Origin of the sequence: Flexivirga caeni (assembly GCF_003724155.1) — a bacterium.
GTDB lineage: Bacteria > Actinomycetota > Actinomycetes > Actinomycetales > Dermatophilaceae > Flexivirga > Flexivirga caeni.
In genome coordinates this window covers 152853-170322 of record NZ_RJJQ01000007.1, presented here as the reverse complement: position 1 = coordinate 170322, position 17470 = coordinate 152853, and the positions used below count along the sequence as shown (strand labels likewise).

At 68.5% G+C, this 17470-nt stretch carries 15 protein-coding genes; 7 read left to right on the top strand and 8 right to left on the bottom strand.

The features are described from left to right. Positions 1-33: 33 nt before the first annotated feature. A complete protein-coding gene (locus EFY87_RS08805; protein ID WP_158607562.1) occupies positions 34-1203 on the top strand; it encodes an enolase C-terminal domain-like protein in 1170 nt (389 codons plus the stop codon). Here EFY87_RS08805 and EFY87_RS08800 read toward each other — a convergent pair. Continuing rightward, positions 1181-1450 (bottom strand): DUF7218 family protein, encoded by a 270-nt coding sequence (locus EFY87_RS08800; RefSeq protein ID WP_123271099.1) that lies wholly within the window; start codon positions 1448-1450, stop codon positions 1181-1183. The genes EFY87_RS08805 and EFY87_RS08800 overlap by 23 nt on opposite strands. Positions 1451-1625: 175 nt before the next feature. Here EFY87_RS08800 and EFY87_RS08795 point away from each other — a divergent pair, with 175 nt between their 5' ends. After that, on the top strand, positions 1626-2429 hold the full coding sequence (locus tag EFY87_RS08795; protein ID WP_123271098.1) for a SigB/SigF/SigG family RNA polymerase sigma factor: 804 nt from the start codon (positions 1626-1628) through the stop codon (positions 2427-2429). A gap of 21 nt (positions 2430-2450) precedes the next feature. Here EFY87_RS08795 and EFY87_RS08790 read toward each other — a convergent pair whose 3' ends face one another. From EFY87_RS08790 to EFY87_RS08770, 5 genes are all read right to left on the bottom strand, one after another. Continuing rightward, positions 2451-3173, bottom strand: coding sequence for a GAF and ANTAR domain-containing protein (locus EFY87_RS08790; RefSeq protein ID WP_123271097.1), 723 nt, complete (start codon positions 3171-3173; stop codon positions 2451-2453). Positions 3174-3261: 88 nt separating this feature from the next. Next, positions 3262-3867 carry an endonuclease gene (locus EFY87_RS08785; protein WP_123271096.1) on the bottom strand — a complete coding sequence of 202 codons (606 nt, stop codon included), beginning with the start codon at positions 3865-3867 and terminating at the stop codon, positions 3262-3264. Further along, entirely contained in the window at positions 3857-5821 is a 1965-nt protein-coding gene (locus EFY87_RS08780; protein ID WP_123271095.1) for an aconitate hydratase, read from the bottom strand. The genes EFY87_RS08785 and EFY87_RS08780 overlap by 11 nt, the downstream gene beginning before the upstream one ends. Positions 5822-5900: 79 nt before the next feature. Continuing rightward, on the bottom strand, positions 5901-7040 hold the full coding sequence (locus tag EFY87_RS08775; RefSeq protein WP_123271094.1) for a glycosyltransferase family 4 protein: 1140 nt from the start codon (positions 7038-7040) through the stop codon (positions 5901-5903). After that, positions 7037-8326 carry a cytochrome P450 gene (locus EFY87_RS08770; RefSeq protein ID WP_245988551.1) on the bottom strand — a complete coding sequence of 430 codons (1290 nt, stop codon included), beginning with the start codon at positions 8324-8326 and terminating at the stop codon, positions 7037-7039. The genes EFY87_RS08775 and EFY87_RS08770 overlap by 4 nt, the downstream gene beginning before the upstream one ends. 225 nt (positions 8327-8551) lie before the next feature. Between EFY87_RS08770 and EFY87_RS08765 the strand changes: the two genes are divergently transcribed. Together EFY87_RS08765 and thrS are read left to right on the top strand one after the other, a co-directional pair. Next, the gene (locus EFY87_RS08765) at positions 8552-9634 is read left to right on the top strand and encodes a serine/threonine-protein kinase (RefSeq protein WP_158607561.1); all 1083 of its coding nucleotides are present in this window, start codon (positions 8552-8554) and stop codon (positions 9632-9634) included. A 163-nt stretch (positions 9635-9797) separates the two neighbouring features. Beyond that, the gene (gene thrS, locus EFY87_RS08760; protein ID WP_123271091.1) at positions 9798-11777 is read left to right on the top strand and encodes a threonine--tRNA ligase; all 1980 of its coding nucleotides are present in this window, start codon (positions 9798-9800) and stop codon (positions 11775-11777) included. Positions 11778-11858: 81 nt separating this feature from the next. Here thrS and EFY87_RS08755 read toward each other — a convergent pair whose 3' ends face one another. Next, positions 11859-13118 (bottom strand): tetratricopeptide repeat protein, encoded by a 1260-nt coding sequence (locus EFY87_RS08755; protein WP_123271090.1) that lies wholly within the window; start codon positions 13116-13118, stop codon positions 11859-11861. Positions 13119-13185: 67 nt separating this feature from the next. Between EFY87_RS08755 and EFY87_RS08750 the strand changes: the two genes are divergently transcribed. The 3 genes from EFY87_RS08750 to EFY87_RS08740 all read left to right on the top strand — a co-directional run bounded on the left by EFY87_RS08750 (position 13186) and on the right by EFY87_RS08740 (position 17142). Next, positions 13186-14436 carry an ATP-binding protein gene (locus EFY87_RS08750; RefSeq protein ID WP_123271089.1) on the top strand — a complete coding sequence of 417 codons (1251 nt, stop codon included), beginning with the start codon at positions 13186-13188 and terminating at the stop codon, positions 14434-14436. A gap of 62 nt (positions 14437-14498) precedes the next feature. Beyond that, positions 14499-15287 (top strand): alpha/beta fold hydrolase, encoded by a 789-nt coding sequence (locus EFY87_RS08745; RefSeq protein WP_245988550.1) that lies wholly within the window; start codon positions 14499-14501, stop codon positions 15285-15287. 10 nt (positions 15288-15297) lie between these two features. After that, on the top strand, positions 15298-17142 hold the full coding sequence (locus EFY87_RS08740; RefSeq protein ID WP_123271087.1) for a MerR family transcriptional regulator: 1845 nt from the start codon (positions 15298-15300) through the stop codon (positions 17140-17142). Here the strand turns inward: EFY87_RS08740 and EFY87_RS08735 are convergent. Continuing rightward, entirely contained in the window at positions 17073-17468 is a 396-nt protein-coding gene (locus EFY87_RS08735) for a VOC family protein (protein ID WP_123271086.1), read from the bottom strand. The genes EFY87_RS08740 and EFY87_RS08735 overlap by 70 nt on opposite strands. Between the last annotated feature and the right edge of the window lie 2 nt (positions 17469-17470).

Genomic DNA, 17470 nt, shown 5'->3' with positions numbered 1-17470 from the left:
ATAGGGAAGCCCAGATCGGGTATGCGGTCCCGTATGACGCCTGCAATCGTGGATCAGGTCGACGTGCACGCCCTGGTGTTCCCCACTCCGGAGCCGGAAAGTGACGGCACCCTGACGTGGGATCACACGGGCGTCGTGGTCGTCGAAGTGCACGCGGGTGACCACACTGGTCTCGGGTGGACCTACACGTCGCCGGCGGCGGCGGAACTCGTGCGGTCGGTGCTGGCGCCGCAGGTGGTCGGTCAGAACCCGGCGAGCCCGTCGCGACTCTGGGAACGGATGCGCCGGGCCTGTCGCGATCTGGGCACCCGGGGGATCGTGATGGCCGCGATCAGCGCGGTGGACATCGCATTGTGGGATGTGCGCGGCAAGAGTCTGGGCCTGCCGATCACGGAACTCTGGGGGACGCATCGCGAGTCGGTGCCGGTCTACGGATCCGGTGGGTTCACCTCGATGAGTCTCGACCAGCTGGACGCCCAGGTCGACGAGTGGCTCGCCGTGGGTTGCCCCGCGGTCAAGATCAAGATCGGTGAGAACGCGGGCCATGATGTTGCGCGCGACCGCGTCCGGGTCGCGCGGGTCGTCACCCGGGTGCGCGGCGCGGCGCAGGTGATGGTCGACGCCGACGGTGCCTACTCACGTGGCCAGGCGCTGCGGGTGGGCCAGGACCTGGACATCCTGGGCGTGACCTGGTTCGAAGAGCCGGTATCCGGGGAAGACATGCGCGGTCTCGCGCAGTTGCGCGGCGTGCTGGGGCTGGACGTTGCTGCCGGCGAGCACATCGCCGAGGTGTCGGACGCCAGGTCGATGTGTGACGCCGTCGACTGCGTGCAGCTGGACGTCACCCGGTGCGGCGGGTTCACGGGATGGCGCCGCTGCGCGGCATACGCTCGGGCCGCGCACGTCCCGGTTTCCGCCAACTGTGCTCCGGCACTGCATCTTCCGCTCGGTATGGCGGACGACCACCTTCGCCACGTCGAGTGGTTCAGCGACCACGTCGCTGTCGAAGCCCAGTTGCTCGAGGGGGCGCCGGTCGTGCGCGACGGCCGGCTGACAGCGAGTCGCCCCGCGGCACCCGGCCACGGCTATCGGCTGAAGGACGTGTCCCGCTTCGCCGTCGACGGTGCCTCAACAGGACAGGGCACGGTCCGATCGCTCGACGAGCAGCGTCTCCGCCGGCTCAGTGATTGCGGAGAGCGGTGATGAGCTCGGCCTTGGACATCGACGACCTGCCTCGGATGCCGATGTCTGCGGCGCGCCGGTAGAGATCGTCCTTGGTCCAGTCGTCGTAGGACGGGCTCTTCCCGCCCCTGTGGCTGACGTCCGACCTGGATGAGTGTGCGGCAGCGTTGGCGATGCGCGCCGACTTCTCCTTGCTGTTCCCCTCGTCGCGCAGCTTCTCGTAGAGCTCGTCGTCCTTGACCGAAGGGCCGGGCTTCTTCGTGGGCATCTCTGCGACCTCCGTGGTGAGTGTTCTGGGTTGTCACTCCAGGACATACCCGGCACAGGGAGATTCGACACCCTCGCGTGCCGCCTTGCCGACGTCCGCCAGGTGTGCCAGGGTGAAGGACACGTGCCGGCTCGAGCCCAGTGGTCGGTGTGGTTTCTCGTGAAAGCGATGATCCATGCCGCACACAGCAGGTGTTCTTCCCATCTCGCCCGACGGGCGGTCGTCCGCGGAGGAACTCCTCCAGCAAGCGCGCCGCGCGAACCACGCGGCGGCGGCCAGACTCCGCCACCAGGTGGTGCTGGACCACCACGCGCTCGCCACCTCGATCGCGCACCGGTATGACAATCGGGGGCTCGAGCGGGAGGACCTCGAACAAGTAGCGCTACTCGGCCTCGTCCAGGCCGTGCGACGGTTTCAGCCCGATCGCGGGTCGGGCTTCGTGGCGTTCGCCGTCCCGACCATCACAGGGGAGCTGAAGCGCCACTTCCGGGACCATGGCTGGGCGGTGCGCCCGCCCCGCCAGCTGCAGGAACGCAGCCTGACCGTGCGCTCCTGCACCGAGGAGTTGACCCAGGCACTCGGGCGCGAACCGGGGACGGCCGAAATCGCCCGGTCGATGGGTCTCTCGGTCGAGGACGTCGCGTGTGCCCGCGCCGTCGACGGCCAGTATGTCGCCCGGTCGATGGACGCGCCGATCGAGTATGACGCCGGGACGACACTCGGCGATACGTTGGGCCGGCTGGAGCCCGACCTCGAGCGCATCGAAACCTTCGAGGCGCTCCGGCCGGTGCTGCGTGACCTCCCGGCGAGGGAGAAACTCATCCTGCGCCTGCGGTTCGTGGACAATCTCACCCAGCAGCAGATCGGGGCACAGATCGGGGTCAGCCAGATGCAGGTGTCGAGGCTGCTCTCCGACATACTCCGTCGGCTGCGCGCCGCCATTGCCCCAGCGCAGGACCCTGTGCGCGCCGCGTCGTGAACCTGCCTGCCCCGCCTGCGCTCAGCCCTCAGCCGCAGTCGTCTCGGGCAGCCGCGCTTCGTATTCGGCACGGCTGGTGGGCAATTCGCGGTGTGACACGAGGAACTCGGCAACTTCGCGGAGCTTGATGTTGTGGTCCTGGGAGTAGCGCCGGAGCACGTCGAACGCCTGCTCGGCGCGCAGTGCGTGCCGCTCCATCAGGATGCCCTGCGCCTGACCGATGACCTTGCGCGCATCGAGGGCAATGTTCAGTTGTGCATCGCGCAACGACGAAGCCAGCGCGATGGCAGCGTGGGTGGTGAAGATCTGCACGTATGACCGGTCGTCGCGGCTGAACTCCCGGGGCGACTGCCAGTAGAGGTTGAGGCAGCCGAGGCGTCGTCCGTCCATGCCGGACAGTTCACCGGCCAGGGCGCTGACCAGCCCGAGCTTTGCTGCCTCGCGGCCCCAGGACGGCCACCGTTCGTCCGCATCGATCCGGTCGCTGGACAACGTGTCGCTGTTCCAGGCGCCGTAGTAGCACGGCCCCTCCTCGAGGGAATACTGCAACCCGTCGGCCTTGAGAACCACTGGGTCGTCCGTCCCGACGGTGCGCAGCCGATGGCGGGTCTCGATGAGGCTGATGCCGGCGTGGTCGGCGCCGAGCAGCAACCGCCCTTGCTCCACGACCTCGTCGGCGGTTGCTGCCGGAGTTTCGGCTGCATCGAACTGCGCTGCCAACTGGGCGAATTCGCGGGCATCCATGTGTCTGTCCTGTCGTTCGGTGCGGCATTAGCGGGCGTGTCAGGCGGCTACGAGGGTGTGTCGTTGCGCCGTCGCTCAGAATAGGCCGTCAGCTCACATCGACCCGCACGAGTGCCGCCGCCAACGAGGGTAGATCGTCCGGCGTGACCGTCGCGGAGAGTACCGCCGGATCAGGCGACAGGCCCGCTCGTTTCGCGCCATCGAGTGCTCGCGTGTCGAAGTACGGCTGCAGGCTGGGCCATACCCCTTGTGCTTCGCGGCAGAAGATTGCCGCACCTGTTGGACCGATGCGTTCGAAGCGTTGCAGCCCACGCTCGATCTGATCACGAGTGCCGCCTGCTTCGTCGCGTAGCCGACGCAGGTCGCCGCCGTAGTCTCCGAGCAACCTGTCGCACAGGTGGTCCAGGTAGCGGGCGGTGCTCTCGTCATACCGGCGATAACCGCCGCGGCCCAACGCGTCCACACGTTGCTGCCACGTCGACTCCTCGCGCATCCTTCGCGGTGTCCGCCACCCTGCGCTGAACAGTTCACGGGCACTCGCGGTCGCGACATGCGCGCTGATGGGTGCCGAGAAGAGCAAGCTCAGCACTAACAATTGAAAGAGTGGTGCTGGCTTGTCGCGCAGCGTGATGCCCGCCTCCTGGGCGTAGGTCTCGCCGTATTTACGACGCAGTTCGCTCGCCTCAGCCGGCATCGATCTGCCCTCGGAGCAACGGAATCCGGCCGCCGGCAAGCACCATGTCCACCTGACGGGGTGACAGCCGGTGCCTGAGTTCGTATGACGCCTCGCCGCGCGAGTTGGTCGCTTCGACGGTGTTCCCGCGCTGGATCGCGTCGCGCAACCCGGGCAGCATGAGTGTGTCGCCCAGCTCGATGTCGTCGCAGTCGCCGGGGTCGTCGAACTCCAGTGCGAGAATGCCGAAATTCGCGAGATTCTGCCAATGGATCCGCGCAAACGATTTCGCGATCACCGCCCGCAAGCCGAGGTAGCGCGGCGCGATCACCGCGTGCTCGCGCGAGGACCCTTGTCCGTAGTTGTCGCCACCGACGATCAGGTGGCCACCGTCCTCGCGCAGTGCCGTCACCCGCTCGACGTAGTCCGGGTCGACTGCGTGATAGACGAACTCGGAGATCTTCGGGATGTTGCTCCGGTAAGGAAGCACCTTGGCCCCCGCCGGCAGGATTTCATCGGTGGAGACATCGTCGCCGACGATCAAACCGACCGGGACCTCCAGGTCGGCCGGCAATGCGTCGAAGTCGGGCAGGCTGGAAATGTTCGGCCCCTTGACCAGCTTCACGTCGCGCGCCTGCTCCGCCGGCAATGGCTTGACGAGCATCGCCGTGTTGACGCTGGCGCGCTGGGGCAGCTTCGGGTGTGGGTAGGCGATGCCCTGCTCGTGGCTGAGCTCTCGCGGGTCGGTGATCACTCCGGTCAAGGCCGCTGCCGCAGCGGTTTCGGGCGAGCACAGCCACACCGAGTCTTCGTGGCTGCCGGAGCGGCCGGGGAAGTTGCGCGGCATCGTGCGCAGGCTGTTGCGGCCCGTGGCGGGCGCCTGGCCCATGCCGATGCATCCGAGGCAGCCGGACTGATGCACGCGCGCGCCCGCGCTGACCAGGTCAAACAGCCAGCCGCCCTTGGCGAGGTCCTGCAGGATCTCCCGGGACGTCGGGTTGACGTCGACCGAGACACCGGGGTCGGCATACCGGCCATGCAACGTCTCGGCGACGACGGCGAAGTCGCGCAGACCCGGATTCGCCGACGACCCGATCACCACCTGCGCGACCGGCTCATCCGCGACCTCCCGCACCGGGACAACGTTGCCGGGCGACGACGGTTTGGCGATGAGCGGCTCCAGCGACGACAGGTCGATGTGTTCTTCCAGGTCGTATGACGCGCCGTCGTCGGCGACGAGCTCTCGCCACACATCCTCCCGATCCTCACTCGCGAGGAAACGGCGGACCTCCGCATCGGATGGGAAAACCGTTGTCGTTGCGCCAAGTTCGGCACCCATGTTGGCGATCACGTGCCGGTCCATCGCGGTGAGCCCGTCGAGTCCGGGCCCGTGGTATTCGATGATCCGGTTGACGCCGCCCTTGACTCCGTGCCGGCGGAGCATTTCCAGCACGACGTCCTTCGCGGACACCCAGTCGGGCAGCTCCCCGGTGAGCTCGACTCCCCAGATCTGCGGCATCCGCACGTAGAGCGGCTCACCGGCGAGCGCCATGGCGACGTCCAGGCCGCCCACTCCGATGGCGAGCATGCCGAGCGCCCCGGCGGCGCAGGTGTGCGAATCCGAGCCGGCCATGGTCGCGCCCGGACGGCCGAACCGCTGCTGGTGGGTGGGATGGGAGACGCCATTGCCCGGCCCGGAGAACCACAATCCGAAGCGCCCCGCCGCGGAGCGCAGGAACGCGTGGTCGTCGGGGTTTCGCTCGTCCTCCTGCAGCAGGTTGTGGTCGATGTATTGGACGGCGATCTCGGTCCGCACGCGGTCGAGATCGAGCGCCTCCAGTTCGAGCATCACCATCGTGCCGGTTGCGTCCTGCACGAGAGCCTGGTCGACGCGCAGCCCGATTTCCTCCCCTGGCGTGAGATCGCCGTACACCAGGTGGTCACTGATCAGCTGCTGGGTGACGTTGAAGGCCATGTCGACGTCATACCCGCGCGAGTGACGGCGCATTCACCGAGTGACGGCGTGATTTCGCCGTCGCTCGGCGAGGAAGCCGTCAGTCGCGGGAAGACCGCCGCCCGCCGAGTTCGCGGCGGGCGCGATCGTAGAAGGCGTAGGTGGCGCGCATCGCATCGTCGAAGGTGACTGCCGGCGGCCGGCTCCGGGTCGACGCCTTGAGACGCTCCACGCGCTGGCCGTCGACCAAGAGCTTCGCCAGGCCGTCGGCCATATCGTCCGCGTCGTCGACGAGCAGGCCTTCCACGCCGGACTCGACGAAATCGGCGAGCCCGGTGAAGGTGTAACCGATCACCGGCACGCCGGCGCTGCGTGCTTCCAGCGCGGCGATGCCGAACGCCTCCTGGCGTGAGGGTGCGACGAAGAGATCCGACTCGTGCAACAGGTCCCGGATCTGTTCCGGGGTGCGGTGACCGAGCAACTCGACCCACGAGTCGAGCCCGAGTTGCTCGACCTGCTGCCGCAGATCGTCGTGCCGCGGTCCGGCGCCGACGATCGACACCGAAACCTGAGTGCCCTCAGGGACTTTCGCCTTCACCTGCGACAGGATCTCGATGAACTCGTCGATGTGCTTGCGCTTCTTCAGCCGGCCGACGAGGACGACGCGGAAATCGGGCTGACCGGCGCGGTGCTTCGACGGCGACTGCGGCGCCCACCACTGCGTGTCCACCAGATTCGGGACGATCGACACGTCGCCGGCACGCGGGTAGACGCGGCGGATGTGTCCGGCGATCATCGTGCTCACCCCGGAGTAGACGACCCGCAACCGGCTCGGGCCGAAGAACACGCCGCTGACGAACCGGTGGACGACCGCAACCTTCCACCACACGGAGTGCACAGTCACGGCCACCGGGATGCCACGCCGGCTCGCGGCCCGCGCGACGTAAATGGCGATGGGGGAGGCGACAGTGAAGTGTGCGTGCACGACGTCCACGTCCCCGCGGTCGAGCACCTTCGCAACCATCCGGTGGTTCAACGACGGGAAGGCGATCGTCAGCCACCGGGTGCGCAGACCGCGGTGCACGTCGAGGTCGCCGCCTTGGGGGCCATCCTTGTTGACCGCGGTAATGACCGACACGTCGTGCCCGTCGGCGAGCTGGGCGTGGGCGAGTGCCTCGACCTGCCGTTCGATGCCGCCTACGTCCGGCGGGAACGAGTCGGCGACGTGGACGATCCTCATGCGGAGACTTGCGCAGTCGTGCCGGGACTGAGCCGCACGGGAAGCGCGTCCACGCCATACACGATCGACAGGTCGCGGAACCTCAACTGCTCAGGGGGTATGGCGAGCTCGAGCTGCGGGAATCGCTGCACGAGGCCGAGGAATGCCGAGCGCAACTCCATCCGCGCGAGCTCGGCGCCGACACAGCGGTGGAAGCCGTGCCCGAAGCCGAGGTGTGACGGCCGGTCGGCGAGCGGGTCGAATGCGTCGGGGTTGGGGCCGAGCGCGTTGTCTCGGTTGGCGCCGGAGAGCGACACGATCAGCACGTCGCCCTTCGTGATCTGCTTTCCGTAGAGCTCCATGTCGTTCTTGGCGAAGCGTGGGAAGGTGATCTGTACGACCGACAGGTAGCGCAGCAACTCGGCAACGACGTCGTCGACGGTCTCGCGGCGCCCGGCCATGGCATAGCTGTCCGGGTCGCGCAACAGCGCGAGAGTGCCCAGCGACAGCATGCTGGCGGAGGTCTCGTAGCCGCCGGTGAAAACGCCGTCGGCGAGCCCGCCCAGGTCCTCATCGCTCACCTCGTCGCCGAGTTCGCGGATGATCTGCCCGATCAGCCCGTCCCCTGGGTCGCGACGCTGGCGCGTCACGGTGTCCTGCAGGAACGCCCGCGACTGCGACATCGCGCCGAACGCGTTGGCGCCGCCGGTGGAGATATCGAAGCGCGCCGTGCCCAGCTTGCGGAATGGTTCGCGGTCCTCGATCGGCAGGCCGAGCAGTTCGCAGATGACCAGAAACGGGATGGGAAAGGCGAATTCGTGCACCAGGTCGACGACCGGGCCGGCGTGCTCCATCGCGTCCAGGCGCTCGGTGACGATGCGATCGATGGCCGGCTGCAGGCGGGTGAGCCGGCGGACGGTGAACTCCGGGGTCAGGATCTTGCGCAGCCGGGTGTGCTCGGGCGGGTCGGTGAACCCCAGTCCGCCGATCCGGGCGTCGGTGCCGACGCCGAGGAGCGGCCGGATGTCGGTGCTGTAGCTCGTGGTGTCGGCCAGCACCGTCTTGGCCTCCTGGTAGCCGCTGACCAGCCACACATTGATGCCGAAGACGCGACGCATGCGGCGCACCGGATCTTCGTCACGCATCCGGGCCAGTGCGGGCACCGGGTTCATGCCGTCCCGCCGCAGCGGCATGGTGAGCTTCTTGGGGAGCACGGGCAGCCCGCTGATTCCGGAGGACCGGCCGGCAGCCGCCGTCGACATCAGTCGTTGCGCAACCCATCGACGGATCGAGGTCGTCGCGTTCACCGTGGTCGTCTCCTGGGGTTGGTATGGCGGTCCTGGGCTGGCGGATTCCCGGGATGCCGCTGTGCGATTCGCCCGGTCTCCGTGCCCGGGATATTCGCCATACAACGGTAACCGACAAGTATGCCTCTGTCGTCGCGGCACGCTCACACCACGACCGGGGTTTGTGCACGCCGGTTAACCTGGGCGCGTGATCGTTGGAGTGCAGCCGGTCCGTGGGGTGGTGCGGTGACCGGCACGGACGGCGCGAGTGCGGCGGTGTTCGGCCATTATCTGCTGCACCAAGTCATCGGCACCGGCGGCATGGGTCAGGTCGCGCGGGCCACGGACACGCGGCTGGGCCGTGACGTCGCGCTGAAGGTGATGCATCCGGCGACGGCGGCGGACGAGGAATACCGCGCCCGGTTCCAGCAGGAGGCAGCGATCGTCGCCCGGCTGACCGACCCGCACGTCATACCCATCCACGGGTATGGCGAGATCGACGGCCGGCTCTACCTGGACATGCGGCTGGTCGAGGGCCGCAATCTCGCCCAGCTCTTCGACCGCGGTCGGCTGGAGGTGGAGCGCACGCTCGATCTGCTCAGCCAGATCGGCGACGCGCTCGACTCGGCCCATCGGGCGGGCCTGGTGCACCGGGACGTCAAACCGTCCAACATCCTGGTCGACCCGCGCGGTTTCGCCCACCTCGTCGATTTCGGCATCGCGGCCAGCGTCAGCCAGCACGACCTGACCCAGACCGGTCAGGTGGTGGGCAGCGCGTCCTACATGGCGCCCGAACGGTTCGAGCTGGGAGCGCACCAGGACGGCCGCAGCGATGTCTATTCGCTGGCGTGCGTGCTCTATCAGGGGCTGACCGGAAGCAAACCGTTCGTCGCCGACGACCAGGTGCAGCTGATCACCGCGCACCTGCAGCAGCCGCCGCCGTCCTTGCGGCTGCACCGCGACGACCTGCCCGAGTCGCTGGACCGGGTGGTCCGGGCAGGACTGGCCAAGAACCCGGCGCAGCGGCCGGCCAGCGCTCCGGAGCTGATGGACGCCGCGCGGGCGGCGATGCGCCAGCCGCGCTCGTCCGCGACACCGGCGCCGTCGCGGTCGCAACAGGCGCCCGCGCAAGCGTTGGCGGCGTCCGTGACGCACGCGATGCCCCAACCGGTGCCCGAACCCTCGTGGGCGATGACCGCGCCGGTGAGTGTGCCGGTGAGTTCGCCGGTCACGGGACCGGGCGGCGCGCCGCGGGGGCTGTGGATCACCGCGATCGTGCTGGGCGTGCTGTGCGTCATCGTGCTGGCCTGGGCGGTCGCGGTCAGCTGAGCCCGGGCCGGATTCTCGTGGCCACCGGTATGACGGTGCAGCCTGACGTCGCGTGAGGGTCACGCGCCGGATAATCTGGCAAGGCCCGGCGGAGTCGCCGGGCACCGTGTTGTATGACGTGCCGCGGCACGGCATACCCCCGCCATACCGAAGGAGAACACCCGTGTCAGCAGGTCGAGCCGCCCCCACCGCCGCAGGTCGCCGGGTCGAGCAGGCCACGACGGGCACGGAGCTCTTCGGCGACGACCGCCGCATCGTGGCGATGACCGTCGATGGCGAGTTGCAGGACCTCTTCCGCCAGGTCCCGGCCGGTGCGCTGGTCGAGCCGGTGCCGGTCGACTCGCCCGACGGGCTGAACGTGCTGCGCCATTCGGCAGCGCACGTCCTCGCGCAGGCGGTGCAGCAGGTCAACCCGGACGCCAAGCTCGGCATCGGGCCGCCGATCACCGACGGCTTCTACTACGACTTCGACGTCGACACCCCCTTCACGCCCGAGGACCTGAAGGCCCTCGAGAAGGCGATGCAGAAGATCATCAATGAGGGTCAGACGTTCCACCGCCGCGACATCAGCGACGACGACGCCCGCGCCGAACTCGCCTCGCAGCCCTACAAACTGGAGCTCATCGGGCTGAAGTCGAAGGCCGGCGACGTGGCCGAGGGCGCCGACGCGGAGGTCGGAGAGGGCGGCCTGACCATCTACGACAACGTGCGGCGAGACGGCTCGGTCGCCTGGGGTGACCTGTGCCGGGGGCCGCACCTGCCGTCGACCAAGATCATCGGCAACGCCTTCAAGCTGATGCGATCGGCGGCGGCATACTGGCGCGGCTCCGAGAAGAACCCGCAACTGCAGCGCATCTACGGCACCGCCTGGCCGAGCAAGGACGAGCTGAAGTCCTACCTCGACCGGCTCGCCGAGGCAGAGAAGCGCGACCACCGCAAGCTGGGCGCCGAGCTCGACCTGTTCAGCTTCCCCGAGGAACTCGGCTCCGGCCTGCCGGTCTTCCACCCCAAGGGGGGCGTCATCAAGCGGGAGATGGAGGACTACGTCCGCCGCCGGCACATTGAGGAGGGCTTCCAGTATGTCGGGACGCCGCATATCTCCAAGGACGGTCTCTTCCACACCAGCGGCCACCTGCCCTACTACGCGGACACGATGTTCCCGGGCATGGAATTCGAGGGCGCGCACTACCGCCTGAAGGCGATGAACTGCCCGATGCACAACCTGATTTATCGGTCGCGCGGACGCTCCTACCGCGAACTGCCCTTGCGCTTCTTCGAATTCGGCTCGGTCTACCGCTACGAGAAGTCGGGTGTCGTGCACGGTCTGACGCGCGTGCGCGGTATGACGCAGGACGACTCGCACTCCTACGTGACCGCGGAGCAGGCGCCCGACGAGATCCGGCACCTGCTGGGCTTCGTGCTGTCGCTGCTGCGCGACTTCGGCCTGGACGACTTCTACCTGGAGCTGTCCACGCGCGACACCGAGGGCGACAAGAAGGACAAGTTCATCGGCTCCGACGAGCAGTGGGAGACCGCGACCTCGATCCTGGAACAGGTCGCGACCGAGTCGGGGCTGGAGCTGGTGCCCGACCCGGGCGGCGCCGCGTTCTACGGGCCGAAGATCTCGGTGCAGGCGCGCGACGCGATCGGCCGCACCTGGCAGATGTCGACGATCCAGTACGACTTCAACCAGCCGCACCGCTTCGGGCTGGAGTTCCAGGCGCCCGACGGCACCCGGCAGGAGCCGGTGATGATCCACTCGGCCAAGTTCGGGTCGATCGAGCGCTTCCTCGGGGTGCTGGTCGAGCACTACGCGGGTGCCTTCCCGGTGTGGTTGTCACCGGTGCAGGTGCTGGGCGTGCCGGTCGCCGAGGAGTTCGCGCCATACCTCTCCGAAGTGCTGGACCAGCTGCGGGACAAGGGGATTCGCGTCGAACTCGACGACTCCGACGACCGCTTCCCCAAGAAGATCCGCAACGCCAGCAAGTCGAAGGTGCCCTACATGCTGATCGCCGGCGAGGACGACCGGACCGCGGGCGCAGTGTCGTTCCGCTTCCGGGACGGCTCGCAGCGCAACGGGGTGCCGGTCGCCGACGCGATCAGCGAGATCGAGGCCGCGATCCGCGACAAGCGCCAGGTGTAGGGAACCTCCGCACCACCTCGTGAGTTGGACGAGGTGCAGCCCCCACGGACTCGAGGCCCTGGGGGCTGCACCAGGTGCGGTTCACCGAGTGTGCTGCGGGCGGCGGAGCCGGGCGACCTCCGCCATACAGAGCAGGGCGCCGAGTAGCGAGGTGAGGACGAGCCACTGCGGAAACGCCGTCGAGCCGGTCGCCGCCAGCCAGGCCACGACTGCGAGCAGCACCGCGCCCACCGCGTGGGCGCCGGCGACCCACCTGAGAACACGCGTCGCTGCCTGATGCGCGTAGCCGGCAGTGACCGCCCAGATGGCGAAACCGATTGCGGTGACCCCGAGTTGGATCCGCCCAGCTGCAACGCCCCAGATCGCACAGACCACCCCTATGGTGGCGTAGACGCCGAACAGCGTGGCCGAGCGCCGCACCCGTGGTTCGAGCAAGGCGCGATCCCGGCCCAGACACAGCGCCAGGTTCATCGCGGGGTCCAGCGACCACGAGAGGAACGACGCAACCAGCAGCAGGACGATGACGACGCCGGCGAACGTCGTCTGCGCAATCGGGCGCAGCAGGAAGAGCAGCACGAGCGGCATGACCAGCAACGCCTTGCGCGCCCCCGCGCTCAGCGACTGACGCCAGCGTGCGTAGCGGGCCAGCCATCGATAAGCCGGGTTGCGGTTCTTCAGCGCCTGGACCAGGCTCGCCCGGTTCACCGGGTTGCTGGGGTCGAGCCGCAGCGCCTCGCGATGGGCGCGCACCGCCTGGCGCGAGCTGCCCGCGCTGGACTCGAGAAGGCCGAAGACGAGATGCGCGGTCGGGTCCTGCGGGTCCAGCCGCAGCGCGTCCGTGACGTGGGTGCGGGCCTCGTCATACTGCCGCAACCGCAGGTGGGCCAGCGCCAGGGAGGTTGCCGCTCCGACGTATGACGGATTGAGCTCGCGGGCGCGCAGCAGCGCCGGAAGCGCGGCGCGTTCCTTCCCCGAGTTGATGAGCAGGGCGCCGACCTGTCGATGCGCCGCCGGGTTGAACGGAGCCAGGCGCACCGCCTCACGGGCGGCGTCCAGCGCGACCGCCCGCCGGCCACGCCCGGCTTCGGCGCCGCTCAGCATCAGCAGGGTGAAGGCGTTGTCCGGGGCGGCGGCAAGCGATCGCTGCGCGGCCGCGGCCGCTTCGTCATACCGGTCCTGGATCAGCAGAGCCTGCGCGAGTCGCATGCTGAGGACCGGATCCGTGGGGGAGTGCACCAGGGCCTGCCGGAACTGATGCTCGGCTTCACGTGCGCGCCCGAGCTCAAGCAGCTGCGTGCCCCGGGCAAGGAAGAGGTGCCCGTCGTCCTCACCTGCTGGCATTCCCAGTCCCCTGGAGTAGTCGCTGGCCGCCGCGGGTGCGGGGCCGGTGTCCGGTATTGTCCCCCAAATGTCGACCGAACCCGTGATTGATGCCTTGCGGGCGGCGCTCGCGGCCGATCAGCACAACCATGCGGTGCGGACGCACTTGGCGCAACTGCTGCTCGACGCGGGACGTGCAGCCGAAGCACTGACTGAGGCGACCACGGTGCTCGCCGCGCGGCCGGACGATGTCGGCGCGCTGCGGATCGCGGCCACTGCCGCGCAGGCGAGCGGCGACGACGCGCGGGCTGCGGCGTACGGGCGGATGGCGGACGCACTCGAACCGCGCCCAGCCGGCACGGACCAGCCGGCTGCACCTGCTCCGGCGCTCGCCGTTCCCGACACCGCCGACGAACTGATCGGTGACTGGCAGGACAGTGCCGCGCTGGAGGAGCCTGAGATCGGCCGGCTCGAAGCAGCGCGGGCCACGCTGGCCGACGTCGGCGGGCTGGACGAGGTTAAGCAGCGGCTGCAGAGTTCCTTCCTTGCACCGATGCGCAACCCGGGGCTGAGCGCACAGTTCGGCAAGTCGCTGCGCGGCGGCCTGCTGCTGTGGGGTCCGCCGGGCTGCGGGAAGACCTTCATCGCCCGCGCATTGGCCGGCGAACTCGGCGCGAGCTTCTACGAGGTCGGGCTCTCCGACGTGCTCGACATGTTCATCGGCAACAGCGAACGCAATCTGCACGGCATCTTCGAGGCGGCCCGTCGCAATGCGCCGTGCGTTCTCTTCTTCGACGAGGTGGATGCGCTCGGGCTCAAACGCAGCCAGCAGCGCGGCGGTTCGGCGATGCGCGGCGTCGTCAACCAGTTGCTGACCGAGCTCGACGGCGCGTCCTCGCAGAACGACGGCGTCTTCGTCCTCGCGGCCAGCAACCATCCGTGGGACATCGACTCCGCCCTCGTGCGGCCCGGGCGGTTCGACCGCCGGGTCCTTGTCCTGCCGCCGGACCTGGCCGCACGCGCAGCGATCCTGAGCTATCACCTGAAGGGCAAGCCGGTCGACCAGGTCGACGTCGGCAAGCTCGCCCAGCGCACTGACGGTTTCTCCGGCGCGGATCTGGCACTGGTCTGCGAGCAGGCCACCGAGACTGCGATGTCCGCGTCGATGAGCAGCGGCACCCTGCAGCCGATCACGCAGCGGATACTCACGGACGCGAGCGTCCAGGTGCGCCCGAGCATCGGAGAGTGGCTCGAGACCGCGAAGAACTATGCGCTCTACAGCAACGAGTCGGGTGCGTATGACGAGCTGGCCGCCTACCTGAAGCGGCGGAAGCGGTGAATCCCCGCAGATGAAGCTGCGCGGGACGACCCGGGTCACCTGGTGCGCGCATCGCACACCAGGTGGAGGGCACTCGGGGTGCGCCAAGGCTGCTCCTGCTGCAAGGTCAGGCGAATTCACACCGGTGGTGGCAGCACGTGCGGCCGCTGCTGACCGACCGGTTCTTCACCGTCACCTTCGACTATCGCGGCACCGGGGACACGGCGCGACTCCAACGCGACAGCGAGGCCGAGGACGAAACCGACTGGTCCACGCGGCAATTCGCTGCAGACGCGGCAGCGGTGCTGACCGCACTCGGAGCGCGGAGCGCGTTCGTCTACGGCACGTCGATGGGCGGCCGGATCGCCCAGGAACTCGCGATTGCACGGCCAGATCTGGTCCGGGGGCTGGTGCTCGCCTGCACGACGCCCGGCGGCGCGGTGGCGACCGAGCGCAGCCGCGAAGTGCGCCTGGCGCTCGCGAGCCCGGATGCCGACGCGCGGCTGCGCACGACGGTCGACCTGTTCTACACACCGGAATGGGTGGCTGCACGCGGCGGCTATCAGCGCGTCCCACGCCATCTCTTCGGCGACCCGGCCATCAGTCGGCGCGACGCGAGCCGTCACTTGCGCATGAGTGCGAAACACGATGCGGCTGAACGCCTCTCGCAGATCATGGCGCCAACACTGATCCTGCACGGTGTCCATGACGTCTTTGCGCCCGCCGTCACCGCGACCGCCCTGGGCGACCTGATTCCGGGCAGCGAGGTGTGGGTGCACCCGACCGGCCGGCACGGCTTCTTCGACGAGTTCGCGGCCGAGGTCACCGCGCGCGTCACGGACTTCTTGACTTCGCCCCAGGGGCGAGGCTGAGACTCCTCGCATGGACGACATGACCGCCGGAGAGTTCGGTCGCAAGACCGGCTTGAGCTCCAAAGCCCTGCGATTGTATGCCGATTCGGGCCTTCTCCTGCCGCGCCGGATCGATGAGCGGACCGGCTATCGTTACTACGGACTGCACCAACTGCTGCGCGCCCAGCGCATCACCATGCTCCGCAGAGCGGGTGCCCCGCTCGCCGTCGTGCGCCGGATCGTGGACGCGCCCGACGACACCCTGTCCGCGGAACGCCTCCACGAATGGTGGCGACAACACGAACGACTGCGCCAGGAGCAACAGAGCATCGTCGAGTTCCTGCTCGCCGACCTGACGACTCACCAGGTGCACCGGGCCGACATCGTGGTGCAGTCGCGCACGGTGACCGAACGGACGGTTGCGTCGATCACCCGGCGGGTGCTCCAGCCGGACCTGGTCGACTGCTTCAGCGGCGACGCGGACCGCGCTATCTCCGAGCACCTGGCCGCGCACGATGCGACGCGGACCGCCGAGTTCTGGGTGATCTATCACGGCATGGTGAGTCCGGACAGCGACGGGCCGATCGAGATCTGCGTGCCGTTCGAGGGTCTCGTTCCACCCCCACGTCCGAGATCAGCGTGCGGATCGAACCCGCCGGCGAGCAGTTGTATGCCGAGATCGGGTCCGACCTGTGCAGCTATCCACAGATCGTCCAGGTCCACGCTGCGGTGGCGAAGGCCTCCGACGGGCTCCGCCTCGCCGGGGCAGCCCGTGAGCGCTACATCTGCGATTGGGATGGCAGCCCCGGTGTCGAGCACCTGGCCGACATTGTGCAGCCGCTGGCCGGAGACGGCGCGCACTGACAATTATTTCGCGAAAACAACGACGACAGAACGGAATCCAGTCATGAATGCACTCGATGCGGTTGCCGTGGTCGACCACTCGCGGCACACGGCATACAGCGACCCTGGGCGCTTTGGAGCCTTGCTGGACGCGGTGCCTACCGACCTCGACGACGTGTCCGCGGTCGCGCGAAACCTCATCGTGCACTACCGGGCGTCCGGGCACGACCTGCCGGCCGAGTCGGTCCCCGACATACATGCCCGCTGGATCGAGCGCACCCTGGAGATCGACCAGAGCCGGCACCCGGCACCACTCAGCGAGCCGCGCGAACCCACGACGAAGGTGCAGGGCTGCTGCCGGGACCACACGCTGCTGAGTGTCGCGATCCTGCGACAGCACGGCATACTGGCGCGTTCGCGGGTCGGCTTCGTCGACTACTTCGTCAACGGCTGGCATCATGACCACGTCGTCCCCGAAGTGTGGCTGGGGGAGCGGTGGGTGCGCTTCGACCCCGAAGTGGACGCCGCTAGTGCCGCGCTTGCTGATCCGCGAGACATCACTGCTGGCAGTGGTTTTCACACCGCCGCCGAGGTATGGCGGGCGCATCGCGCAGGCACGATCGACGTCGAGACGTACGGCGTCGACCCGTCCGTGCCCGTCGCGCGGGGCGCGTGGTTCGTGCGCGACTACGTCGTGCGCGAGGTTGCGCACCGCTTCGGCGACGAGTTGCTGCTCTGGGACAACTGGGGATGCATGGGCGGTCCGGGGAGCAACGCGCAGGATGCGCAACTGATCGACGAGGTCGCCGGGTTGCTCGTGCGCGCCGACACCGGGGACCTGGCCGCAGAGCGCCAGTTGCTGGACCTCTATCGCGCTGACGAACGGCTGCACCCGGGCGACGTCGTGCTGCGGATGGACCTGCCGGGCGAGGATCTGGTGGCCGAGCCGATCGCAGGCGCGCCCTACGCAGGCGGCGCGAAGAACTCCAGGGCGATGTTGTCGGGGTCCCGGAATGAGATGCCCGAGCCGTAACCGGCGTGCTTGATGTCGCTGTGTTGCACACCGAGCTTGTCGAGCCGGGCCGCCCAGCCGTCCAGTTCGTCGCGGCCGATCGCGAACGCGATGTGGTCCAGGCCGGTGCTGCGCTCGTTGAACGTGCTCGTCGGGCCGGGTTCGGTGTGGGCGTGCAACCCGAAGAGCGTGCCGCCGTCGAGCGCATAGACGACGTGGTGGAAGGTGCCCGACTCCTCGTCCTCGTCGACGGCCGGAGACGTGTCGAACAGCGCGTTGTACCAGCGGGTGCTGGCGTCGAGGTCGGTCACGGTGATGGCGACGTGGGTCAGGGCGGGGAACGGCATGG

What these genes read in the sequence shown, in the direction of transcription:
- EFY87_RS08805 (WP_158607562.1), top strand. Translation starts at nt 34, where the DNA reads ATGACGCCTGCAATCGTGGATCAGGTCGACGTGCACGCCCTGGTGTTC.
- EFY87_RS08800 (WP_123271099.1), bottom strand. Translation starts at nt 1,450, where the DNA reads ATGCCCACGAAGAAGCCCGGCCCTTCGGTCAAGGACGACGAGCTCTAC.
- EFY87_RS08795 (WP_123271098.1), top strand. Translation starts at nt 1,626, where the DNA reads ATGCCGCACACAGCAGGTGTTCTTCCCATCTCGCCCGACGGGCGGTCG.
- EFY87_RS08790 (WP_123271097.1), bottom strand. Translation starts at nt 3,173, where the DNA reads ATGGATGCCCGCGAATTCGCCCAGTTGGCAGCGCAGTTCGATGCAGCC.
- EFY87_RS08785 (WP_123271096.1), bottom strand. Translation starts at nt 3,867, where the DNA reads ATGCCGGCTGAGGCGAGCGAACTGCGTCGTAAATACGGCGAGACCTAC.
- EFY87_RS08780 (WP_123271095.1), bottom strand. Translation starts at nt 5,821, where the DNA reads ATGGCCTTCAACGTCACCCAGCAGCTGATCAGTGACCACCTGGTGTAC.
- EFY87_RS08775 (WP_123271094.1), bottom strand. Translation starts at nt 7,040, where the DNA reads ATGAGGATCGTCCACGTCGCCGACTCGTTCCCGCCGGACGTAGGCGGC.
- EFY87_RS08755 (WP_123271090.1), bottom strand. Translation starts at nt 13,118, where the DNA reads ATGCCAGCAGGTGAGGACGACGGGCACCTCTTCCTTGCCCGGGGCACG.
- EFY87_RS08750 (WP_123271089.1), top strand. Translation starts at nt 13,186, where the DNA reads ATGTCGACCGAACCCGTGATTGATGCCTTGCGGGCGGCGCTCGCGGCC.
- EFY87_RS08740 (WP_123271087.1), top strand. Translation starts at nt 15,298, where the DNA reads ATGGACGACATGACCGCCGGAGAGTTCGGTCGCAAGACCGGCTTGAGC.
- EFY87_RS08735 (WP_123271086.1), bottom strand. Translation starts at nt 17,468, where the DNA reads ATGCCGTTCCCCGCCCTGACCCACGTCGCCATCACCGTGACCGACCTC.